Origin of the sequence: Pseudomonas sp. IT-P4, from assembly GCF_949767755.1 — a bacterium.
In the GTDB taxonomy this organism is placed as follows: Bacteria; Pseudomonadota; Gammaproteobacteria; order Pseudomonadales; family Pseudomonadaceae; genus Aquipseudomonas; species Aquipseudomonas monachiensis.
The window spans coordinates 226,266-244,964 of the sequence record NZ_CATKPX010000056.1; the positions used below are offsets into that span (position 1 = coordinate 226,266).

Sequence of the window (18,699 nt, forward strand, 5' to 3'; positions counted from 1 at the left end):
GTTCTAAATTATTGGAATTCATCGCTCCAATAACACTCACAAGAGGACCGTATCTTGAATTCGCCACTTCGTATCGCCCTGATCGGTGCTGGCAACATGGGCCAGCAGCACTACCAGCATCTGCAATCCCTGACTGAAGCGACGTTGTGCGCCATGGCGGATCCCGGACCGCAGGCGGCCAGTCTTGCGGCGCAATGGGGCGTAGCCTGTTTCGCCGATCATCGTCAGATGCTGGAGCAGGCGAAGCCAGACGCTGCCATCGTCGCCAATCCGAACACGCAACACGTCATCACGGCCCTCGATTGCCTCGCGGCCGGCGTGCCGGTATTGCTGGAAAAACCGGTGGGCGTGCACCTGGATGAAGCCAGGGAACTGGTGGCTGCCTCGAAGGCCAGTGGTGTTCCGGTACTGGTCGGACATCACCGCCGGCACAATCCGCTGATCGTCCGCGCCCACGAACTAGTCCACAGCGGCGCACTGGGTCGGTTGACCACGGTCACAGCGCTCTGGCAGTTGCGCAAGCCCGACAGCTATTTTGAAACACCCTGGCGCCGCGAGGCGGGTGCGGGGATGTTGTTGACCAACCTGATCCACGACCTCGATCTGCTGCGGCACTTGTGCGGTGAAGTGCGTCAGGTTCAGGCCATCACCAGCAATGCCATTCGCGGGTTTGCCAACGAGGATTGCGCGGCGGTGTTGCTGCAATTCGACAGCGGCGCACTGGGCAGCCTGACCGGCTCCGATGCGGTGGCTTCGCCCTGGAACTGGGAGCTGGATTCGGGGGAGAACCCGGTGTATCCGCGTCATCCTGATCAACCGTGCTACTTGCTGGCCGGAACGGGTGGGGCGCTGAGCATTCCGCAGCTTAAACGCTGGCACTACAGCGAAGTAGACGGCGGCTGGCATCAACCGTTGCTGGCAACCCAGGAAAGCTTCAGTGCCGATGAAGCCCTGCGTTTGCAGTTGCAGCACTTCGTGCGCGTTGCGCGGCGGGAGGTCGAGCCGCTGGTGAGTGCCGCCGATGCCGCGCGAACATTGGCGCTGATCGAGGCTATCCGCGAAGCCGCCGAAACCGGGCGTGCCTGCGCGCCATCCTTGATCGAGGGTTGAGCATGAGCGAGCGCATCTTCTCCCTGGCCAGCCTGACCGTGCTGGAGTTGTCACCGCCCGACATGGTCGAGGTCGCCGCGCGGGCCGGCTACAGCCATGTCGGCTTGCGTCTGGTACCGGCGACCCCGGAGGAGCACCATTTTGCCCTGGTGGCCGACCACGAATTGCGGCGCCAGACCCTGGCGCGTCTGCGCGATACCGGTATTCGGGTGCTGGACGTCGAAATCCTGCGGCTCAAGCCGGAAACAGTCGTCGCCGATTTCGAAAAAATCCTCGCGGTGGGTGCCGAGTTCGGCGCCAGTGAGTTGTTGGTAGCCGGCAACGATCCTGACGAACAGCGGCTGACGGAGCGTTTTGCCGAGCTCTGTGATCTGGCGGCAACCTATGGGCTGCACCCGCATCTGGAGTTCATGCCCTGGACCGATGCGCGCAATCTTCAACAAGCCACGCGGATCGTGGAAAACGCCGGGCGTGAAAACGGCGGCGTATTGGTCGACGCCTTTCACTTCGACCGCTCTGGATCGCGGCTGGAAGAACTGGTCAAAGTTGCCCCCTCACGGTTACGGTATGCACAGTTGTGTGACGTCGCAGGACCGCGACCAGCCGACATGGCGGAGATCTTGCGTCAGGCGCGTAACGAACGGCGTTTCCCTGGTGACGGCGATTGTGACCTGCAAGGGTTGTTGCGCGGTTTGCCGGCTGACATTCCATTGAGCCTGGAGATTCCCACCGTACAGTTGCTGGAGCAGGGCGTGAGTGGATTGGACCGGGCGCAGATGGCGCTGGATAAAACCCGGGAATTGTTGGCGTGGTTGTAAGCGCTGCTGTGTATTGATCGCGGGCAGGCGACGCCTTCCACATGCTCTAGGCTGACTGTGTGGAAGCGTCGCTTGCCTGCGATGTTTTGACTTCAAGTAAGGAAACCCCATGACCGTCAGCACCCCGCTTTCCGGCGTCAATCAGCCCTTCAAAGGGATCCTGCTGATCGTTGTCGCAACCTTCCTGTTTTCCAGCCACGATGCCTTTTCCAAATACCTCTCCGGTTTCTATCCCATCGTCATGGTGGTCTGGGCGCGCTACGTGGTTCACACGTTGTTGATGGCCGGGATTTTCCTGCCGCAGTCCGGGCTGCGGGTGCTGCGTACCAAACGGCCATTACTGCAGGTGATCCGGGCGCTGTGCCTGTTGGGCACCAGTCTGTTTTTCACCACGGGGCTGATGTACATCCCGTTGGCCGAGGCCACGTCGGTCAACTTCCTGGCTCCGGTATTGGTCACCGCGCTGTCGGTACCGCTGCTTGGCGAGCGGGTGACGCGGGGACAATGGCTGGCGGTGATTTTCGGTTTCAGCGGGGTGCTGATCATCGTTCACCCCGGGGGCGATCTGTTTACCCCAGCGGTGTTGCTGCCGTTCTGCTCGGCGCTGTTTTTCTGCTTCTATCAACTGCTGACGCGCAAGCTCAGCGAGATCGACAGCCCGACCACCAGCAACTTTTTCGCAGGCCTGTGCAACACGCTGGTGATGAGTGCGCTGGTGCCGTTCTTCTGGCAGACGCCGAACCTGGTGCATGGCGCGATGATGCTGGCGCTGGGGGCCTGCGGGATGACGGCTCACCTGTTCCTGACCCAGGCTTTCCGTCTCGCGGCACCGGCACTGCTGGCGCCGTTCAGCTATTGCCAGATCATCTTCGCCGGCCTCTTGGGCTGGCTGCTGTTTTCCCACACGCCGACACTGACCACCGTGCTCGGCATTGCCGTGATCTGCTGCAGCGGGTTGGCGGCGGCCTGGCAGCAAAGCCGCCGCTAAGCGGCGGCAAAACGCAGGCAAAAAAAAGCGCAGACCCGAGATCGGGCCTGCGCCGAGGGAACATCAGTCTTCTACTTTCGGAATCTTGCGCGGTGCCATGAAGTACATCCAGGTCAGCGCAATGAAGTACATCGCTGGAATCATGGTGAACAGCACGGTGTAATTGTTGTTGGTGATGGTCAGGATGTGGCCGACCAGTTGGGTCATGAACATCCCGCCAATCGCCGCACACATGCCGCCGAAGCCGAACACCGTACTCATCATGTGCTTGGGCGTGTAGTCCATCACCAGGCTCCAGATGTTCGCGGTCCAGGCCTGGTGCGCGCCGATGGCCAGGGAGATGGCGGCCACCGCGACCCACAGATTGCTGGAACCGGCCGCCATGATCACGCCGATGATGCAGCAGGCGAACAGGAACATGGACATCAGTCGCGCCTTGATCGGGTTGACGCCGCGACCGATCAGGAACGAAGAGAGAATGCCGCCGCCAACGCTACCGAAGTCGGCAGTGAGGTAGATGATGATCAGCGGGATACCCATCTGGGTGACGTTGATGCCCAGGTTGTATTGCTGGTTGAGGAACGGCGGCAGCCAATACAGGTAGAACCAGAACACCGGCGCGGTGATCGAGTAGGCGAGGGCGAAGGCCCAGGTACCACGCATGCGCAGGATTTTCGAGAACGGTACGCGGGTTTGTTCCGGTTCGACTTCGTTCTGGATGTAGTCCAGCTCCGACTGTTTGACGCTTGGGTGATCTTCCGGGTTGAAGTACTTCAGGCCCCAGAACAGCAACCAGATCCCGCCCAGTGCCGACATGCACAGGAACGCGGCCTGCCAGCCCCAGACGTGCAGGATCAGCGGCAGCAGCATCGGGGTGAACATCGCACCGACGTTGGTGCCGGCGTTGAAAATGCCGGTGGCCACGGCGCGCTCGCCGGCCGGGAACCACAAGCGCGTGGTTTTCACGCAGGCCGGGTAGTTGGCCGCTTCGGTCAGGCCGAGGATAAATCGGCAAACCATGAAGCCGACCGCCGAAGTGGCCAGGCCGTGGGCGCCGGTTGCCAGGCTCCAGAGCAGTACCGCGCAGAAGAACACACGCTTGACGCCAACCCGGTCGATCAGGCGGCCTTGCAGCACGAAGCCGATGGCGTAACCGACCTGGAACCAGAAGTTGATGTTGGCGTAGTCCATCGCCGTCCAGCTCATTTCCTTGGCCAGGATAGGCTGCATCACGCCCAGGGCGGCGCGGTCGATGTAGTTCAGGGTGGTGGCGAAAAATACCAATGCCAGCATTCCCCAACGGGTTTTGCCGACCGCCATGGCGCCGCGGATTTTGTCGCCGATGCCACCGGCAGTGGTGTTCATGGCCGGAGCCATGCGTGAGCTTTGGGAAGGAATCATCTGTACCACCCGTTTTTTGAATTTGTTATTTGGTGTTTTGGACATCGCGGCCGGTGCTGCGTGTCCGGACTTAATGTGAGGACGATGTTGGGCAGTGGACAAAAAATCGTCAATTCGCCAATCACCATTTTGTTCGATAATCGAACACAAAACTAACTGGGTAGTACACTTTAAATTGCTGTGTAAGTCTGTCGGCCCAATAATTCTCGCAAGACAAACGCTACCCACGTAGGAGCTGCCGAAGGCTGCGATCTTTTCCTCGATCAACATCAAAAGATCGCAGCCTTCGGCAGCTCCTACACAAGCGTGCAACGCCCCTAACAAGATTGCCTCCACCGGGAGCCGAAAACATGCAGCGTTCCATTGCCACCGTATCCTTGAGCGGTACCCTGCCGGAAAAACTCGAAGCCATTGCCGCCGCCGGTTTCGACGGCGTCGAGATTTTCGAGAACGACCTTCTCTACTACGACGGTAGTCCGCGGGAAATTAAACAGATGTGCGCCGATCTCGGGATCGCCATCACCCTGTTTCAACCGTTCCGCGATTTCGAAGGTTGCCGCCGCGATCGCCTGTCGCGCAACCTGGAACGCGCCGAGCGCAAGTTCGACCTGATGCAGGAGCTGGGCACTGACCTGGTGCTGGTGTGCAGCAACGCCTCGGCCGAGTCCATCGGTGATGAGCAGATTCTGGTCGATGACTTGCGACTGCTGGCTGAGCACGCCGGGGCACGTGGCCTGCGCATCGGTTACGAAGCGCTGGCCTGGGGCCGGCATGTGAACACTTGGCAACAGGTGTGGAGCATCGTGCGTCAGGCTGATCACCCAAGCCTCGGCGTGTTGCTGGACAGCTTTCACACCCTGTCGCTCAAGGGCAATCCAAGTGCTATCGCCGAGATTCCCGGCGACAAGATTTTCTTCGTGCAAATGGCTGACGCGCCGATCCTGGCCATGGACGTGCTGGAGTGGAGCCGGCATTTTCGCTGCTTCCCGGGCCAGGGTGAATTCGATTTGCCGGGGTTCCTCGCGCCGATCATCAAGAGCGGCTACACCGGACCGCTGTCGCTGGAAATCTTCAACGACGGTTTCCGCGCCGCACCACCACGGGCCAACGCCGCCGACGGCTTGCGTTCGTTGCTGTACCTGGAAGAGAAAACCCGCGAGCGCCTGGCGCAGGAAGCCAAGCCCGCGGCCAACGCCGGGATTTTGTTCGAAACGCCCAAGGCCAGCGAGTACAACGGCATTGAGTTCCTGGAGTTTGCCGTGGACGAAAGCCTCGGCGCCAAGCTCGCCCATTGGCTGGAGCGACTGGGTTTCGTCAAGGCCGGACAGCATCGTTCCAAGAGCGTTAGCTTGATGCGTCAGGGCGATATCAACCTGATCCTCAACTCCGAGCCTTACTCGTTCGGTCACAGTTTCTTCGAGGCCCACGGCCCTTCGTTGTGCGCCACCGCCGTGCGGGTCAAGGACAGTGCCAGCGCGCTGGCCCGTGCCGTGGCCTACAAGGGCCAGCCCTATCGCGGGCTGGTCGGCCCCAATGAACTGGAACTGGCGGCGGTGCGTGCGCCGGATGGCAGCCTGATCTATCTGGTGGACCAGGATGCCGACGTCTACGGCACAGACTTCAATCTGCTGGCGGATGCGCCGGTCAGTGGTGGCCTCAAGCGCATCGACCACATGGCCATGGCGCTGCCGGCCGACAGCCTCGACAGCTGGGTGCTGTTCTATAAGAGCCTGCTGGATTTTGAGGCCGACGATGAAGTCGTGCTGCCGGATCCTTATGGTCTGGTGAAGAGCCGTGCCTTGCGCAGCCGGGACAGTTCGATCCGTCTGCCACTGAACATTTCCGAGAACCGCAACACCGCAATCTCACACGCGCTGTCGAGTTATCGCGGCTCTGGCGTGCATCACATCGCGTTTGATTGTGATGACATCTTTGCCCAGGTCAGCCGTGCAAAAGAGGCAGGCGTGCCGCTGCTGGATATCCCGCTCAACTACTACGATGATCTGGCGGCGCGGTTCGATTTCGACGACGAGTTCCTCAGCGAACTGGCCTACTACAATGTGTTGTACGACCGCGACGCCCAGGGCGGTGAGCTGTTTCATGTGTACACCGAGCCGTTCGAAGGGCGCTTCTTCTTCGAGATCATCCAGCGTAAAAACGGTTATGCCGGCTACGGCGCGGCCAACGTCGCGGTGCGCCTGGCGGCCATGGCCAAATCCCGTAGCGGCGCATTGCGCCAGGCGAAGTTGTAGGTAATTCGTAAACGCGGGATTAAACGTGGGCCGCGCGGCTTCCTTCACCGTGCCGCGCGGCCCATAATCGCCAGCCTGTGCAGTGATGGCCGTGAGCCCGCAATGACAATGACTTCAGAACTCCCCGCAGCCTCCGTAGAACCTGGTGCCGAGCCGCGCAAGAGTCGCAAGAACAACCCGGAAAAGACCCGCGAAAACATCCTGCAGGAGGCGATTGTCGAATTCGTCCAGCAGGGGCTTTCCGGGGCTCGTGTCGATGCCATCGCCGAGCGCATCCACACCTCCAAGCGCATGATCTATTACTACTTCGGCAGTAAGGAGCAGCTCTACGTCGAGGTGCTGGAGAAACTCTACGGCGATATCCGCAACACTGAAAATCGCCTGCACCTGGCAGAACTGGCGCCGGTCGAAGCCATTCGGCGGCTGGTGGAGTTCACCTTCGATCACCATGATCGCAACGTCGATTTCGTGCGCATCGTCAGCATCGAGAACATTCACAACGCCGAGTATGTGAAGCGCTCCGATGCGATCAAGGCGATGAACAACACCATCCTCGACTCACTGGGCGAGATTCTGCGTCGCGGCGCCGAGCAGGGGGTGTTCCGTACCGGTCTTGATCCGCTGGATGTGCATCTGCTGATCAGTTCGTTCTGCTTCTATCGCGTCTCGAACCGCCACACCTTTGGTGAGATTTTTCAGATCGACCTGCCGGACGAACACATCAAGCAGCGTCATCGGGAGATGATTTGCGAGTCGGTTCTGCGGTACCTGCAAGCCTGAGGCGAGGTGAGGGGGTTGCCCCCTCACTTCACTCATTCAGTCATTCATGCTCTGGAAATGCTCAAGCATCCGCTGGGCATCCGGCACCACGCCGCTGAACAACTCGAACGCCTTCACTGCCTGAAACACCGCCATGTTGCCGCCGTCCAGCGTCCGGCAACCAAGGGCGCGGGCGTTGCGCAGCAGTTCGGTTTCCAGCGGGAAGTAGACGATCTCCGCTACCCACAGTTCGGCTCGCAGCAACTCTACCGGCACTGGCATGCCCGGCAGCTTTTTCATGCCCATCGGCGTGGTGTTCACCAGGCCATCAGCCTGGGCCATGGCCTTGGCCAGGTCATACCCGGCCACCGCTCGAGCGACGCCGAAATGCTGATTGAGATTGTCAGCCAGATCCTGGGCGCGGCGGATGTCCACGTCAAAAATGCTCAGCTGTTGTACGCCCTCGCTCAACAACGCGTGGGCCACCGCCGCACCTGCGCCACCGGCGCCCATCTGTACGACACGTTCAACGGCAACACCCTTCAAGCCCCGACGAAAACCTTCGGCAAAGCCCAGGCAATCGGTGTTGTGGCCAATGCGTTTGCCATCCTTGAGCACTACCGTGTTGACCGCACCGATACCGCGGGCCTGCGGCGAGAGTTCGTCGAGCAGCGGGATGATCGCCTGCTTGCATGGAAAGGTGATGTTCAGCCCGGTGTAGTTCATGCGCTCGGCAGCCATCAACAGGTCGGGCAGGGCGTTGCTGTCGAGCTTCAACTGATCAAGATCAATCAGGCGATACAGGTAGCGCAGCCCCTGGGCATCGCCTTCATGCTCGTGCATGGCTGGTGTGCGGGAAGCCTGGATGCCGGCGCCAATCAGCCCGGCGAGTATCACGTGGTTCTGAGTCACGGCGATCACCCCTTCAAACGATGACTGAAGTGTTCCAGCGCCAGGCGATAGCCATGACTGCCAAAACCGGCCATCACCGCCGTTGCAATGGCGGATACGAACGAGTGGTGGCGGAAGGGTTCGCGGGCGTGGACGTTGGACAGGTGGACTTCGATCACCGGCAGTTCGCTGGCGACCAGGGCGTCGCGGATGGCGACCGAGGTGTGGGTCCACGCGGCAGGATTGATGATGATCCCGGCACAGCGACCGCGGGCGGCGTGAATCCAGTCGAGCAATTCGCCTTCATGGTTGGTTTGGCGAAACTCCACTGCCAGGCCGAACTCTTCGGCGCTACGTGCGCACAGGGCCGAAACGTCTGCCAGGGTTTCGTGGCCGTAAGTCGCCGGTTCACGGGTGCCGAGCAGGTTCAGGTTCGGGCCGTTGAGCACCAGAACGATAGGGGACATCGCAATCTCTCCGCTTATTATTTTTGGAATCGGCCGAGAATTTCGGCCTGTGGAGATAAATTGTACTAACTAGTTAATTTGGTCAATTGGAGTGAGGGCACGCCGGCGGGTTGTGGGCGGTGATCGGACACTTTCGCTGTTCAGCGCGGCAAATGCTCCACCAGAAAATCAATGAACGCCCTCAAGCGCAGCGGTACATGGCGACTTTGCGGGTACAGCAAGGTAAACGGCCGCGAACGCCCGCCATAGGGCTTGAGTACCTCCACCAGCGAGCCGTCGGCCAGTTCCTTTTCCACGATAAAACGATAGGTCTGAAACAACCCCGCCCCGTGTTTGGCCAAGGTGACGCCACCCAATACATCGTCAGAGCAACTGAGGCTGCCCTCGGCCAGAATCTCCCGGGGCACGCCCTCATCGTTGAACAACCAGGCAATGCGCCGACCGCTGCTGGGCAATTCGTATTGAATGCACTCGTGGTGTTCGAGGTCGTCGAGGGTTTGTGGAGTGCCGGCCCGTTTCAGGTAGTCAGGGCTGGCGATCATCACCAGGGCGGCATCTTCCAGCGGGCGGGCGATCAGGCCGGAATCCGGGATGGCTCGCACGCGAATTGCCATGTCGTAGCCTTCGCCGACGAAATCGATGTTGCGATTGCTGATGTGCGATTCGACCTTCACCGCCGGATAACGCGCCCGAAATTCGGGCAGCAAAGGCAGGATTCGATGATGCGCGTAGGTGGTCGGAATACTGATGCGCAAGGTACCGGACGGCACTTGTTGCTGGCCCATCACCTCGCGCTGGGCCTCGATCAGTTGCGCCAGGGCCAGGCGGCACTCCTCGTAATAGCGGCGGCCACTGTCGGTCAGCTTCACGCTGCGGGTGGTGCGCGCGAACAGGCGCACGCCCAGGCGTTCCTCCATGCGCGACACCGAACGGCTCACGGCCGCTGGGGTGACACCCGCCACCAGCGCCGCGGCAGTAAAACTGCCGGCCTCGGCGGCCAGGCAAAACAGCTCAATGCTGCCCAACTGAAGATCGTCGAATTGTCGCTGCATGATTGATTACACCGGGGATCAGATGAAGGGGCTTGATCAGTATTTATCAGGTGCCAGCGCCGTAATGAAAGGATTTCTTACCATTGCGCGCGGTGTTCCGCAGGGCTGGGTAACGGCAGGACACTAGTCTGAGGACGGAAGAAGTGATTCGACGGCCATTGCCAACGGTCGGATTTTCCAGAGAATGTCGAATCCTCGGATTCATTAACCTAACGGATGGGTTAGCATGAAGGTATGCAATTACAAAGGACTGTCGGTAGTGATCATGTTGCGAGACGAGCATTGTCCGCCTCATGCGCATGTGGAGGCCGGTACGTGGAGTGCGAGATTCAGGTTCTGCTTTTGGCACAACGGTGTCGAGCTCTGGGATGTAGTTCCGCTTTCGCGTCGGCCACCGTTGGCGGTGCTTGAGGGATTGCGCCAATCGCTCCAGCAACCTGCCCATTTGCGGCGCGCCCGGGGCATCTGGTGGCGAAAGTTACAAACGGCCTGTCTTGATAATCAATTGTGGGACTGGCAAAGCAACGAAGTCGTTGTGGTGAAAAGGGTTGTCAGTACCACCAACATGATTGGATCGGCTTGCTACGAACCCGAATCGGACAAGACGTTGCTGTCCCTGATAGGCACACAGGAAGGTGTGGAGATCGAGTTATGAAAACGATAAAAGCCAAGGTTCAGGCCGATAATCCCGTAACGGAAAGTAGCCTGGACAAAGCCATTGAACGTGGCGAATTACGTAGAAAAAATAGCCTGCAGGCGACAGCGGTTACCTACCAGCCCCCCTGCCTGGCTGTCAGCTTCGAAGACGGCAGCGGCGTATTGTTGCCCGTGGCCAACTATCCGGAGTTCGATGATTTTGAGGGCGGGGACTTCGCCAGTCTGACTGTCGGCTATGCGGGTACTGCCCTATGCCATGAAGGCAAGGACCTGCATGTATCGATCGCCGGGATGATTTCAGCGAGCAAGCCGCTGATGGCCATGGCGGCCTCGGTCGTCGCTTCGCGCAATGGTCGCCAGAGCAGCGCTGCAAAGTCTGAAGCCGCGCGGGCCAATGGCAGGAAGGGCGGGCGCCCGCGCAAGGTCGATGTTGTCTTGTAGGTACCCACAAAAAAGCCGTCGTGAAGACGGCTTTTTTGTACCTGGCAGGAGCATCAACGCCGGGTCAGCATCACCCCGGATTCCATGTGATGAGTCCACGGGAACTGGTCGAACATCGCGCATCGGGTGATGCGGTGGGTGTCGTGCAGTTGGGCGATGTTGGCTGCCAGGGTCTCCGGGTTGCAGGAGATGTACAGGATGTTGTCGAAGCGCCGGGTCAGCTCGCAGGTGTCCGGGTCCATGCCGGCGCGGGGCGGGTCGACGAACACGCTGCCGAACTCGTAGCTCTTGAGGTCGATGCCGTGCAGGCGGCGGAACGGACGCACTTCGTTCAGGGCTTCGGTCAGCTCTTCGGCGGACAAGCGCACCAGGGTGACGTTATCCACCGCGTTTTCGCTGAGGTTGCTCAAGGCCGCGTTGACCGAGGTCTTGCTGATTTCGGTGGCCAGCACTTTGCGCACGCGGGTGGCGAGGGGCAGGGTGAAGTTGCCGTTGCCGCAATACAGTTCCAGTAAGTCGTCGCTGCGATCGCCAAGCGCGTCGTATGCCCAGTTGAGCATCTTCTGGTTCACCGTGCCGTTGGGCTGGGTGAATGCACCTTCGGGCTGGCGATAGCTGAAGGTGCGGCCGCCGACTTCCAGCTTCTCGACCACGTAATCGTGACCGATGACTTCGCGCTTGCCCTTGGAACGGCCGATGATGCTGACGTTCAGGTCCGCCGCCAGTTTCGACGCCGCCGCATGCCAGTGCTCGTCCAGCGGGCGGTGATAGCACAGGGTGATCATCGCGTCGCCGGCCAGGGTGGTCAGGAACTCCACCTGGAACAGCTTGTGGCTCAGGGGCGCACTGGCTTGCCACGCTGCCTTGAGCTTGGGCATCAATTCATTGATGCGCAGGCTGGCAATCGGGAACTCTTCGATCAGGATCGGCGTGCGTTTGTCTTCCTGGGAAAACATCGCGTAGTGACGCTCGCCGGCTTCACGCCACAGGCGAAACTCGGCGCGCAGGCGAAAGTTTTTCAGCGGCGAATCGAATACGGCTGGCTCCGGTGCATCGAACGGGGCCAGCAGGTCACGCAAGCGCGTGATCTTTTCTTCGAGCTGAACGGCGTAGGCCTGGGAATCAAAAGTCATGCGTTGAACCAACCCAGCTTGATCACGAACAGAATCGACAGGATCACCAGCGCCGGGTTCAGCTCACGGCCGCGACCGGACATCAGCTTGATGGCGGTCCAGGAAATGAAACCGAAGGCGATGCCATTGGCGATGGAGTAAGTGAACGGCATTGCCAGCGCGGTGATCACCACCGGCGCGGCGACGGTAATGTCGTCCCAGTCTATTTCGGCCAGGCCGGATGTCATCAGCACGGCGACGAACAGCAGTGCCGGTGCGGTGGCGAAGGCCGGAACGCTGGCGGCCAGTGGCGAGAAGAACAGCGCCAGCAGGAACAGGATCGCCACCACGACGGCAGTCAGGCCGGTGCGGCCGCCGGCACTTACGCCCGCGGCGGATTCGATGTAGCTGGTGGTGGTCGAGGTGCCCAGCAGGGAACCGGCCATGGCGGCGGTGCTGTCAGCGATCAGCGCGCGGCCCATTTTAGGCATATGGCCGTCCTTGCCCATCAGGCCGGCGCGCTTGGCTACACCGATCAGGGTGCCGGAGTTGTCGAACAGATCGACGAACAGGAAGGCGAAGATCACGCTGACCAGACCTATGTCCAGCGCACCCTTGATGTCCAGTTGCAGGAAGGTCGGGGCCAGGGACGGTGGCATCGACATCACGCCGCCGAACGGGGTGAAGCCCATCACGATGGAAATGATGGTCACCACCAGAATGCCGATCAGCACCGCGCCGCGTACGGCAAGGGCTTCGAGGGCGACGATCAGGGCAAAACCGAGGGTAGCGAGGATCGGAGCCGGTTGTTTCAGGTCACCGAGGCCGACCATGGTCGCCGGGTTGCTGACCACGATGCCGGCGTTGTGCAGGGCGATCAACGCCAGGAACAGACCGATACCGGCGGCAATCGCCGAGCGCAGCGGCAGCGGGATGCTGTTGATGATCCATTCACGGATGCGGAAGATCGACAGCAGGAAGAAGCACACCGCCGAGATGAACACCGCACCCAGCGCCACTTGCCAGGTGTGACCCATGTGCAGGACCACGGTGTAGGTGAAGAAGGCGTTAAGGCCCATACCCGGTGCGAGGGCGATCGGGTAGTTGGCGATCAGGCCCATGGTCGTCGAGCCGATGGCGGCGGCCAGGCAGGTGGCGACGAACACCGCGCCCTTGTCCATACCGGTCTCGCCGAGAATGCTCGGGTTGACGAACAGAATGTAGGCCATGGCCAAAAAGGTCGTGACGCCCGCCAGAATCTCGGTCCGCACGTTGGTGTTGTGTGCCTTGAGTTGAAACAGCCTTTCCAGCATGTCTGCTCCCCGTGGCGCGCCGGGCGCCGTGAATGTATCGACCTCAACAGCAAAGCACAGGCAGCAGAACGCGCCTGGAAATTACTGTGGGCCGGAAAAAGCCGCGCATCATACCAGTAGCTTGGGAATATGGCTGCTTTGGCGGTGATCGTCGTCGATGTTTTGCGACAAGGCCAAGTGCGCCATACTGCGCGCTGGTTTTTTTGGGGGGATGGGTCCTGCATGAAAAAGTGTCTGGTTGCCGCCTCCGGTGCATGGATGGCATTGATTCTTGGGGTCCAAATGGCCGTGGCGGCCTCGGCGCCACCGCTGACGCAATTGAAAGTGCTTAAGGTCGCGTCGCCGTCCTGTGGTGTCGAGAACATCGACGAAGGGCAAACCCGGACGCGCTGCGATCACAATGGCCCGAACATCATGGTGTACGTGCTGGAAGTGGGTTACGGGCGTGAGGCCCATGTCGCCCTCGACGGTTTCGACGTGAACGGCACACGGACAGCGGTTTGCGCGTTCAAGAACGGCAACCTGACCAGTTGCACCGCCGGGGAAAAAACCGTCGGCTATTTGTATGCCCTCGATCTGGCGGGCAAGCAGGAAGGCACGCTGACCTTCAGCGATACCTCGATCAACGCGCCCGGAAACACGATGTCGACGCAGCTTTACATCAAGTAACCACAGGTCTCGAACACGGGGCGGGAAAGCTGACTACGCTTAAATGATCATTCCGTGGACAGCACCTGATGACCTTTAGAGCCTTGATTGCCCTCGCCGAGGGCACCGACGACCTGCAAACCGTGACCCTGATCGACGTACTGCGCCGTGCCAAGATAGAAGTGGTGGTGGCCAGTATCGAAGGGCGGCGCATGCTCACCTGCGCCCGGGGCACTCGCCTGACGTCCGATGCGATGCTGGTGGATTTGCTGGCACAACCCTTCGACCTGATTGCCTTACCCGGTGGTGCGGTGGGTTCGCAGCACCTGGCAGCACACCAGCCCCTGCAGCAATTAATCAAGGATCAGGCGGCGGCCGGTCGCCTGTTCGCCGGCATCGCCGAAGCGCCCGCCGTGGCACTGCAGGCCTTTGGCGTATTGCGTCAACGGCGCATGACCTGCCTGCCCACAGCCAGCCATCAACTGTCCGGTTGTACCTTTGTCGATCAACCGGTGGTGGTCGACGGCAATTGCATCACGGCCCAGGGCTCGGCTGCCGCATTGGCATTTGCCCTGGCGCTGGTAGAGCAACTCTGCGGTAAAGCCATACGTACGGCGGTGGAGGGGGAGTTGCTCGTTTAGAGAGCGTCAGACTTTCGCCTCTTCCTTCTCTTCATCTTTAGCCACGTGCATGCGATCGCGGCTCGCCAGAGTCGGGAACAGTTTGACCCACACCCCGGTCACCACCAGCGTACCGATCCCGCCCATGACCACCGCTGGCACAGTGCCGAACCAGTGGGCGGTCAGGCCCGATTCGAATTCGCCCAACTGGTTCGAGGCACCGATGAACAGACCATTGACGGCGCTGACCCGGCCACGCATTTCGTCCGGTGTTTCCAGTTGAACGAACGAGGCGCGGATCACCATGCTGATCATGTCTGCCGCGCCCAGCACCACCAACACCGCCAGGGAAAACCAGAACGAGGTCGACAGGCCGAAGGCGATGGTTGCCACGCCGAAGATGCCTACGGCAGTGAACATCACCCGCCCGACGTTGCGTTCCACGGCAAACCGCGCCAGGAACAGCGACATCAGCAGCGCGCCCACCGCCGGTGCCGAGCGCAGCAGGCCCAGCCCCCACGGGCCGGTCAGCAGAATGTCCTTGGCGAACACCGGCAGCAGCGCCGTGGCGCCACCTAATAGCACCGCAAACAGATCGAGGGAGATCGCCCCGAGAATGTCCGGACGACTGCGGATGAAGCGAATACCCGCCAGCAGCGAATCCAGAGTGGCCTTGCCCTTGTTGAGCGGGGTTTGCCGGGCCGGCAGGTTGAGCATCAGCGAACAGGCGATGACATACAGCAGCACCGTCGGGCCATACACCCAGACGCTGCCGAAGGCGTAGAGCAAACCGCCGAGGGCCGGGGCGACGATGGTGGCCGATTGCTGAGCCGATTGCGCGGCGGCGACCGCGCGGGGAAACAGCGCGCTGGGCACGATACTGGGCAGCAGGGCCTGGGTGGTGGGCATTTCAAAGGAGCGAGCCGCACCGAGCAGGAAGGCCAGGATAAAGATCATTTCCCGGGTGACATGGTCGGTGGCGCTGCCGATGGCCAGCGACAGGGCGATCAATGCCTGCAAGGACTGGCAGATCGCCGCGACCTTGCGCCTGTCATAGCGGTCGGCGACGTGCCCGGTGTGCAGCATGAACAGTACGCGCGGGGCGAACTCGACCAGGCCGACCAGACCCAGGTCGAGCACGTTGCCGGTCAATTGGTACAGGTTCCAGCCGATGGCCACGGTGAGCATCTGGAAGCCGCTGGCGGTAAATACCCGTGCCAGCCAGAACGCGAGAAAAGGGCGATGGTGACGTAACAGCAAGGGCTCTTGGCTGGGCATCTGCGGGGAAGTCTGGGGAGAGGGGAACGGCGAGATTATCACCAACCTGTAACAAAAAGTTGCCGTGACAAAAAATTAGTTAGCCAGACATCGATTTTCTCCAGGTTCCCACAGGGAATGTGTTGCTGGCGATGACAAAAGCCGTGAGGCAACTTGTCACGCGGCAAAAGACCACGCGGTTCATCCCCGAAATTGGGACTACTCTTTCAACGTTGATTGATCCAGGTCAAGACCCACAAAAGGAATTGATCCGGCGGCCGCAAGGCCAGACTCCCTGCGTTGTGATGCGTGCAAAAAGAAGAACAAACAGAGATTCGCCACACTCCATATCCGTGGGGGCCGTGGGTGCAGGCTTCCAGCCAGCAGCCGTACTACCTGACAGAGGAAGACTTATGTTCGGTTTAGAGGCACTTGATCTCGCCCGAATTCAGTTCGCGTTCACCATCTCGTTCCACATCCTGTTTCCGGCCATCACCATCGGCCTGGCGAGTTACCTGGCGGTACTCGAAGGCCTGTGGCTGAAAACCCATAACGACACCTACCGTGACCTCTACCATTTCTGGTCGAAGATCTTTGCCGTCAACTTCGGCATGGGGGTGGTTTCGGGCCTGGTAATGGCCTATCAGTTCGGCACCAACTGGAGCCGCTTCTCGGATTTCGCCGGTTCCGTGACCGGGCCGTTGCTGACCTATGAAGTACTCACGGCATTCTTCCTCGAGGCCGGGTTCCTGGGCGTCATGCTGTTTGGCTGGAACAAGGTCGGGCGTGGCCTGCACTTCTTCGCCACCGTGATGGTGGCCATCGGTACGTTGATCTCCACGTTCTGGATTCTCGCGTCCAACAGCTGGATGCAGACCCCACAGGGCTTCGAGATCGTCAACGGTCAGGTCATCCCCACCGACTGGCTGGCGATTATCTTCAACCCTTCGTTCCCGTATCGCCTGATGCACATGGCCACGGCAGCCTTCGTCGCCACGGCATTCTTCGTCGGTTCTTCCGCGGCCTGGCATTTGCTGCGCGGCAAGGACAACCCGGCGATCCGCAAAATGCTCTCGATGGCCATGTGGATGGCATTGATCGTCGCGCCGATCCAGGCGGTCATCGGTGATTTCCACGGTCTCAATACGCTCAAGCATCAGCCGGCGAAAATCGCCGCGATCGAGGGGCATTGGGAAAACAAGGGCAACGAGGCGACGCCGCTGATCCTGTTCGGCTGGCCGGACATGAAGGAGGAAAAAACCAGATTCGCCGTCGAGATCCCGTACCTGGGCAGCCTGATCCTCACGCACTCCCTGGACAAACAGGTGCCGGCGCTCAAGGAGTTCCCGCCTGAAGACCGGCCGAATTCGACCATCGTGTTCTGGTCGTTCCGGGTCATGGTAGGCCTGGGCATGCTGATGATCTTCACCGGTTTGTGGAGCCTGTGGCTGCGCAAGCGCGACACCCTCTATACCTCGCGGCCGTTCCTGTACCTGGCATTGTGGATGGGGCCGTCCGGCCTGATCGCGATCCTCGCCGGCTGGTTCACCACGGAAATCGGCCGTCAACCATGGGTGGTCTATGGCCTGATGCGTACGGCGGATGCGTCGTCCAACCATAGCTTCATGCAGATGAGCATCACCCTGATCCTGTTCGTCGTGGTTTATTTCGCGCTGTTTGGCGCCGGTCTTGGCTACATGATGCGCCTGGTGCGCAAGGGGCCGAAGATCGACGAAGGCAAGGAAACCAACGACGGTGGCCCCGGCCAGAAACGCACACCGGCCCGTCCGCTGTCGGCCGCCGACGACGATCACGCCGATGCCGGCCAAAGCCTGACCAAGGAGATTTGAATCATGGGTATTGATCTTCCGCTGATCTGGGCCGTGATCATCATCTTCGGCATCATGATGTACGTGGTCATGGACGGTTTCGACCTGGGCATCGGCATTCTCTTCCCGTTCATTCCGGGCAAGACCGATCGCGATGTGATGATGAACACCGTCGCCCCGGTCTGGGACGGCAACGAGACCTGGCTGGTGTTGGGGGGCGCGGCGTTGTTCGGCGCGTTTCCTCTGGCCTACTCAGTGGTGCTCTCGGCGTTGTACCTGCCGCTGATCCTGATGTTGATCGGGTTGATCTTCCGCGGCGTGGCCTTCGAGTTCCGCTTCAAGGCCAGGGACGACAAGCGTCACCTGTGGGACAAGGCGTTCATCGGTGGTTCGGTCACCGCGACGTTCTTCCAGGGCGTTGCGCTTGGCGCGTTCATCGATGGGCTGCCGGTGGTCAACCGGCAGTTCGCCGGTGGTTCACTGGACTGGCTGACACCGTTCACGATGTTCTGTGGTGCGGCGCTGGTGGTGGCGTATGCCTTGCTCGGATGTACCTGGCTGATCATGAAGACCGAAGGCAAATTGCAGGAACAGATGCATGACCTGGCACGACCATTGGCCTTCGTGCTGCTGGCGGTGATCGGCATCGTCAGTATCTGGACTCCGTTGGCCCACACGGATATCGCCGCTCGCTGGTTCACCATGCCGAATCTGTTCTGGTTCATGCCGGTGCCAATCCTGGTGCTGGTGACAATGTACGGCCTGATCCGCGCCGTGGCCCGCAACGCGCACTACACGCCGTTCCTGCTGACCCTGGTGCTGATCTTCCTCGGTTACAGCGGGCTGGGCATCAGCCTGTGGCCGAACATCATCCCGCCTTCGATCTCGATCTGGGACGCCGCCGCGCCGCCGCAAAGCCAGGGCTTCATGCTGGTGGGCACGCTGTTCATCATCCCGTTCATCCTGGGCTACACCTTCTGGAGCTATTACGTGTTCCGCGGCAAGGTCACCCATGAAGACGGCTATCACTAGTCTGCTGCACAACGAACCTGTGGGAGCGAGCTTACTCCGGGCGGCGTTCCGA

The 18,699-nt window shown here is 60.5% G+C and carries 18 protein-coding genes; 11 read left to right on the forward strand and 7 right to left on the reverse strand.

Going from position 1 to position 18,699, the window contains the following annotated elements:
* Positions 1–54 precede the first annotated feature (54 nt).
* From ACM6IT_RS22365 to ACM6IT_RS22375, 3 genes are all read left to right on the forward strand, one after another.
* A complete protein-coding gene (locus ACM6IT_RS22365; protein WP_414918717.1) occupies positions 55–1,110 on the forward strand; it encodes a Gfo/Idh/MocA family protein in 1,056 nt (351 codons plus the stop codon).
* Between the two features lie 2 nt (positions 1,111–1,112).
* Positions 1,113–1,928 carry a sugar phosphate isomerase/epimerase family protein gene (locus ACM6IT_RS22370; protein ID WP_414918718.1) on the forward strand — a complete coding sequence of 272 codons (816 nt, stop codon included), beginning with the start codon at positions 1,113–1,115 and terminating at the stop codon, positions 1,926–1,928.
* A gap of 109 nt (positions 1,929–2,037) precedes the next feature.
* Positions 2,038–2,916: a DMT family transporter gene (locus ACM6IT_RS22375; RefSeq protein WP_008052441.1), complete on the forward strand. Its 879-nt coding sequence runs from the start codon at positions 2,038–2,040 to the stop codon at positions 2,914–2,916.
* A 63-nt stretch (positions 2,917–2,979) separates the two neighbouring features.
* Here ACM6IT_RS22375 and ACM6IT_RS22380 read toward each other — a convergent pair whose 3' ends face one another.
* Positions 2,980–4,317, reverse strand: a complete 1,338-nt coding sequence (locus tag ACM6IT_RS22380; protein ID WP_056728768.1) for an MFS transporter — start codon at positions 4,315–4,317, stop codon at positions 2,980–2,982.
* 350 nt (positions 4,318–4,667) lie between these two features.
* Here ACM6IT_RS22380 and quiC point away from each other — a divergent pair, with 350 nt between their 5' ends.
* Together quiC and ACM6IT_RS22390 are read left to right on the forward strand one after the other, a co-directional pair.
* Positions 4,668–6,569: a 3-dehydroshikimate dehydratase QuiC gene (quiC, locus tag ACM6IT_RS22385; protein WP_414918719.1), complete on the forward strand. Its 1,902-nt coding sequence runs from the start codon at positions 4,668–4,670 to the stop codon at positions 6,567–6,569.
* Positions 6,570–6,671: 102 nt separating this feature from the next.
* On the forward strand, positions 6,672–7,349 hold the full coding sequence (locus ACM6IT_RS22390) for a TetR family transcriptional regulator (RefSeq protein WP_056728764.1): 678 nt from the start codon (positions 6,672–6,674) through the stop codon (positions 7,347–7,349).
* Positions 7,350–7,385: 36 nt separating this feature from the next.
* On the opposite strand, the gene ACM6IT_RS22395 is transcribed toward ACM6IT_RS22390, so the two are convergent.
* The 3 genes from ACM6IT_RS22395 to ACM6IT_RS22405 form a co-directional block, all read right to left on the reverse strand.
* Positions 7,386–8,240 carry a shikimate dehydrogenase gene (locus ACM6IT_RS22395; RefSeq protein WP_414914850.1) on the reverse strand — a complete coding sequence of 285 codons (855 nt, stop codon included), beginning with the start codon at positions 8,238–8,240 and terminating at the stop codon, positions 7,386–7,388.
* Between the two features lie 5 nt (positions 8,241–8,245).
* A complete protein-coding gene (gene aroQ, locus ACM6IT_RS22400; RefSeq protein ID WP_056728761.1) occupies positions 8,246–8,686 on the reverse strand; it encodes a type II 3-dehydroquinate dehydratase in 441 nt (146 codons plus the stop codon).
* Between the two features lie 140 nt (positions 8,687–8,826).
* A complete protein-coding gene (locus ACM6IT_RS22405) occupies positions 8,827–9,738 on the reverse strand; it encodes a LysR substrate-binding domain-containing protein (protein WP_414918720.1) in 912 nt (303 codons plus the stop codon).
* A 226-nt stretch (positions 9,739–9,964) separates the two neighbouring features.
* Here ACM6IT_RS22405 and ACM6IT_RS22410 point away from each other — a divergent pair, with 226 nt between their 5' ends.
* Positions 9,965–10,393: a DUF4160 domain-containing protein gene (locus ACM6IT_RS22410; protein ID WP_414918721.1), complete on the forward strand. Its 429-nt coding sequence runs from the start codon at positions 9,965–9,967 to the stop codon at positions 10,391–10,393.
* A complete protein-coding gene (locus ACM6IT_RS22415) occupies positions 10,390–10,836 on the forward strand; it encodes a DUF2442 domain-containing protein (RefSeq protein WP_414914852.1) in 447 nt (148 codons plus the stop codon). The genes ACM6IT_RS22410 and ACM6IT_RS22415 overlap by 4 nt, the downstream gene beginning before the upstream one ends.
* A gap of 53 nt (positions 10,837–10,889) precedes the next feature.
* On the opposite strand, the gene trmA is transcribed toward ACM6IT_RS22415, so the two are convergent.
* Both trmA and ACM6IT_RS22425 read right to left on the reverse strand, forming a co-directional pair.
* The gene (gene trmA, locus ACM6IT_RS22420) at positions 10,890–11,969 is read right to left on the reverse strand and encodes a tRNA (uridine(54)-C5)-methyltransferase TrmA (RefSeq protein WP_414918722.1); all 1,080 of its coding nucleotides are present in this window, start codon (positions 11,967–11,969) and stop codon (positions 10,890–10,892) included.
* Positions 11,966–13,261 (reverse strand): NCS2 family permease, encoded by a 1,296-nt coding sequence (locus ACM6IT_RS22425; protein ID WP_056728755.1) that lies wholly within the window; start codon positions 13,259–13,261, stop codon positions 11,966–11,968. The genes trmA and ACM6IT_RS22425 overlap by 4 nt, the downstream gene beginning before the upstream one ends.
* Positions 13,262–13,483: 222 nt before the next feature.
* On the opposite strand from ACM6IT_RS22425, the gene ACM6IT_RS22430 reads away from it, so the two are divergent.
* Together ACM6IT_RS22430 and ACM6IT_RS22435 are read left to right on the forward strand one after the other, a co-directional pair.
* Positions 13,484–13,930, forward strand: a complete 447-nt coding sequence (locus tag ACM6IT_RS22430) for a DUF4879 domain-containing protein (RefSeq protein ID WP_056728990.1) — start codon at positions 13,484–13,486, stop codon at positions 13,928–13,930.
* Between the two features lie 68 nt (positions 13,931–13,998).
* Positions 13,999–14,550, forward strand: coding sequence for a DJ-1 family glyoxalase III (locus ACM6IT_RS22435; protein WP_056728754.1), 552 nt, complete (start codon positions 13,999–14,001; stop codon positions 14,548–14,550).
* A 6-nt stretch (positions 14,551–14,556) separates the two neighbouring features.
* Here the strand turns inward: ACM6IT_RS22435 and ACM6IT_RS22440 are convergent, their stop codons facing one another.
* A complete protein-coding gene (locus tag ACM6IT_RS22440; RefSeq protein WP_008050777.1) occupies positions 14,557–15,807 on the reverse strand; it encodes an MFS transporter in 1,251 nt (416 codons plus the stop codon).
* 392 nt (positions 15,808–16,199) lie between these two features.
* On the opposite strand from ACM6IT_RS22440, the gene ACM6IT_RS22445 reads away from it, so the two are divergent.
* Positions 16,200–17,636: a cytochrome ubiquinol oxidase subunit I gene (locus ACM6IT_RS22445; RefSeq protein ID WP_056728752.1), complete on the forward strand. Its 1,437-nt coding sequence runs from the start codon at positions 16,200–16,202 to the stop codon at positions 17,634–17,636.
* Positions 17,637–17,639: 3 nt separating this feature from the next.
* The gene (gene cydB, locus ACM6IT_RS22450) at positions 17,640–18,647 is read left to right on the forward strand and encodes a cytochrome d ubiquinol oxidase subunit II (protein WP_056728750.1); all 1,008 of its coding nucleotides are present in this window, start codon (positions 17,640–17,642) and stop codon (positions 18,645–18,647) included.
* Positions 18,648–18,699 lie beyond the last annotated feature (52 nt).

Excerpts from the sequence above, each read along its gene's own strand:
- ACM6IT_RS22370 (WP_414918718.1), top strand. The coding sequence starts at position 1,113 with ATGAGCGAGCGCATCTTCTCCCTGGCCAGCCTGACCGTGCTGGAGTTG.
- ACM6IT_RS22375 (WP_008052441.1), top strand. The coding sequence starts at position 2,038 with ATGACCGTCAGCACCCCGCTTTCCGGCGTCAATCAGCCCTTCAAAGGG.
- ACM6IT_RS22380 (WP_056728768.1), bottom strand. The coding sequence starts at position 4,317 with ATGATTCCTTCCCAAAGCTCACGCATGGCTCCGGCCATGAACACCACT.
- quiC (WP_414918719.1), top strand. The coding sequence starts at position 4,668 with ATGCAGCGTTCCATTGCCACCGTATCCTTGAGCGGTACCCTGCCGGAA.
- ACM6IT_RS22390 (WP_056728764.1), top strand. The coding sequence starts at position 6,672 with ATGACAATGACTTCAGAACTCCCCGCAGCCTCCGTAGAACCTGGTGCC.
- aroQ (WP_056728761.1), bottom strand. The coding sequence starts at position 8,686 with ATGTCCCCTATCGTTCTGGTGCTCAACGGCCCGAACCTGAACCTGCTC.
- ACM6IT_RS22405 (WP_414918720.1), bottom strand. The coding sequence starts at position 9,738 with ATGCAGCGACAATTCGACGATCTTCAGTTGGGCAGCATTGAGCTGTTT.
- ACM6IT_RS22410 (WP_414918721.1), top strand. The coding sequence starts at position 9,965 with ATGAAGGTATGCAATTACAAAGGACTGTCGGTAGTGATCATGTTGCGA.
- ACM6IT_RS22415 (WP_414914852.1), top strand. The coding sequence starts at position 10,390 with ATGAAAACGATAAAAGCCAAGGTTCAGGCCGATAATCCCGTAACGGAA.
- trmA (WP_414918722.1), bottom strand. The coding sequence starts at position 11,969 with ATGACTTTTGATTCCCAGGCCTACGCCGTTCAGCTCGAAGAAAAGATC.
- ACM6IT_RS22425 (WP_056728755.1), bottom strand. The coding sequence starts at position 13,261 with ATGCTGGAAAGGCTGTTTCAACTCAAGGCACACAACACCAACGTGCGG.
- ACM6IT_RS22430 (WP_056728990.1), top strand. The coding sequence starts at position 13,484 with ATGAAAAAGTGTCTGGTTGCCGCCTCCGGTGCATGGATGGCATTGATT.
- ACM6IT_RS22435 (WP_056728754.1), top strand. The coding sequence starts at position 13,999 with ATGACCTTTAGAGCCTTGATTGCCCTCGCCGAGGGCACCGACGACCTG.
- ACM6IT_RS22440 (WP_008050777.1), bottom strand. The coding sequence starts at position 15,807 with ATGCCCAGCCAAGAGCCCTTGCTGTTACGTCACCATCGCCCTTTTCTC.
- ACM6IT_RS22445 (WP_056728752.1), top strand. The coding sequence starts at position 16,200 with ATGTTCGGTTTAGAGGCACTTGATCTCGCCCGAATTCAGTTCGCGTTC.
- cydB (WP_056728750.1), top strand. The coding sequence starts at position 17,640 with ATGGGTATTGATCTTCCGCTGATCTGGGCCGTGATCATCATCTTCGGC.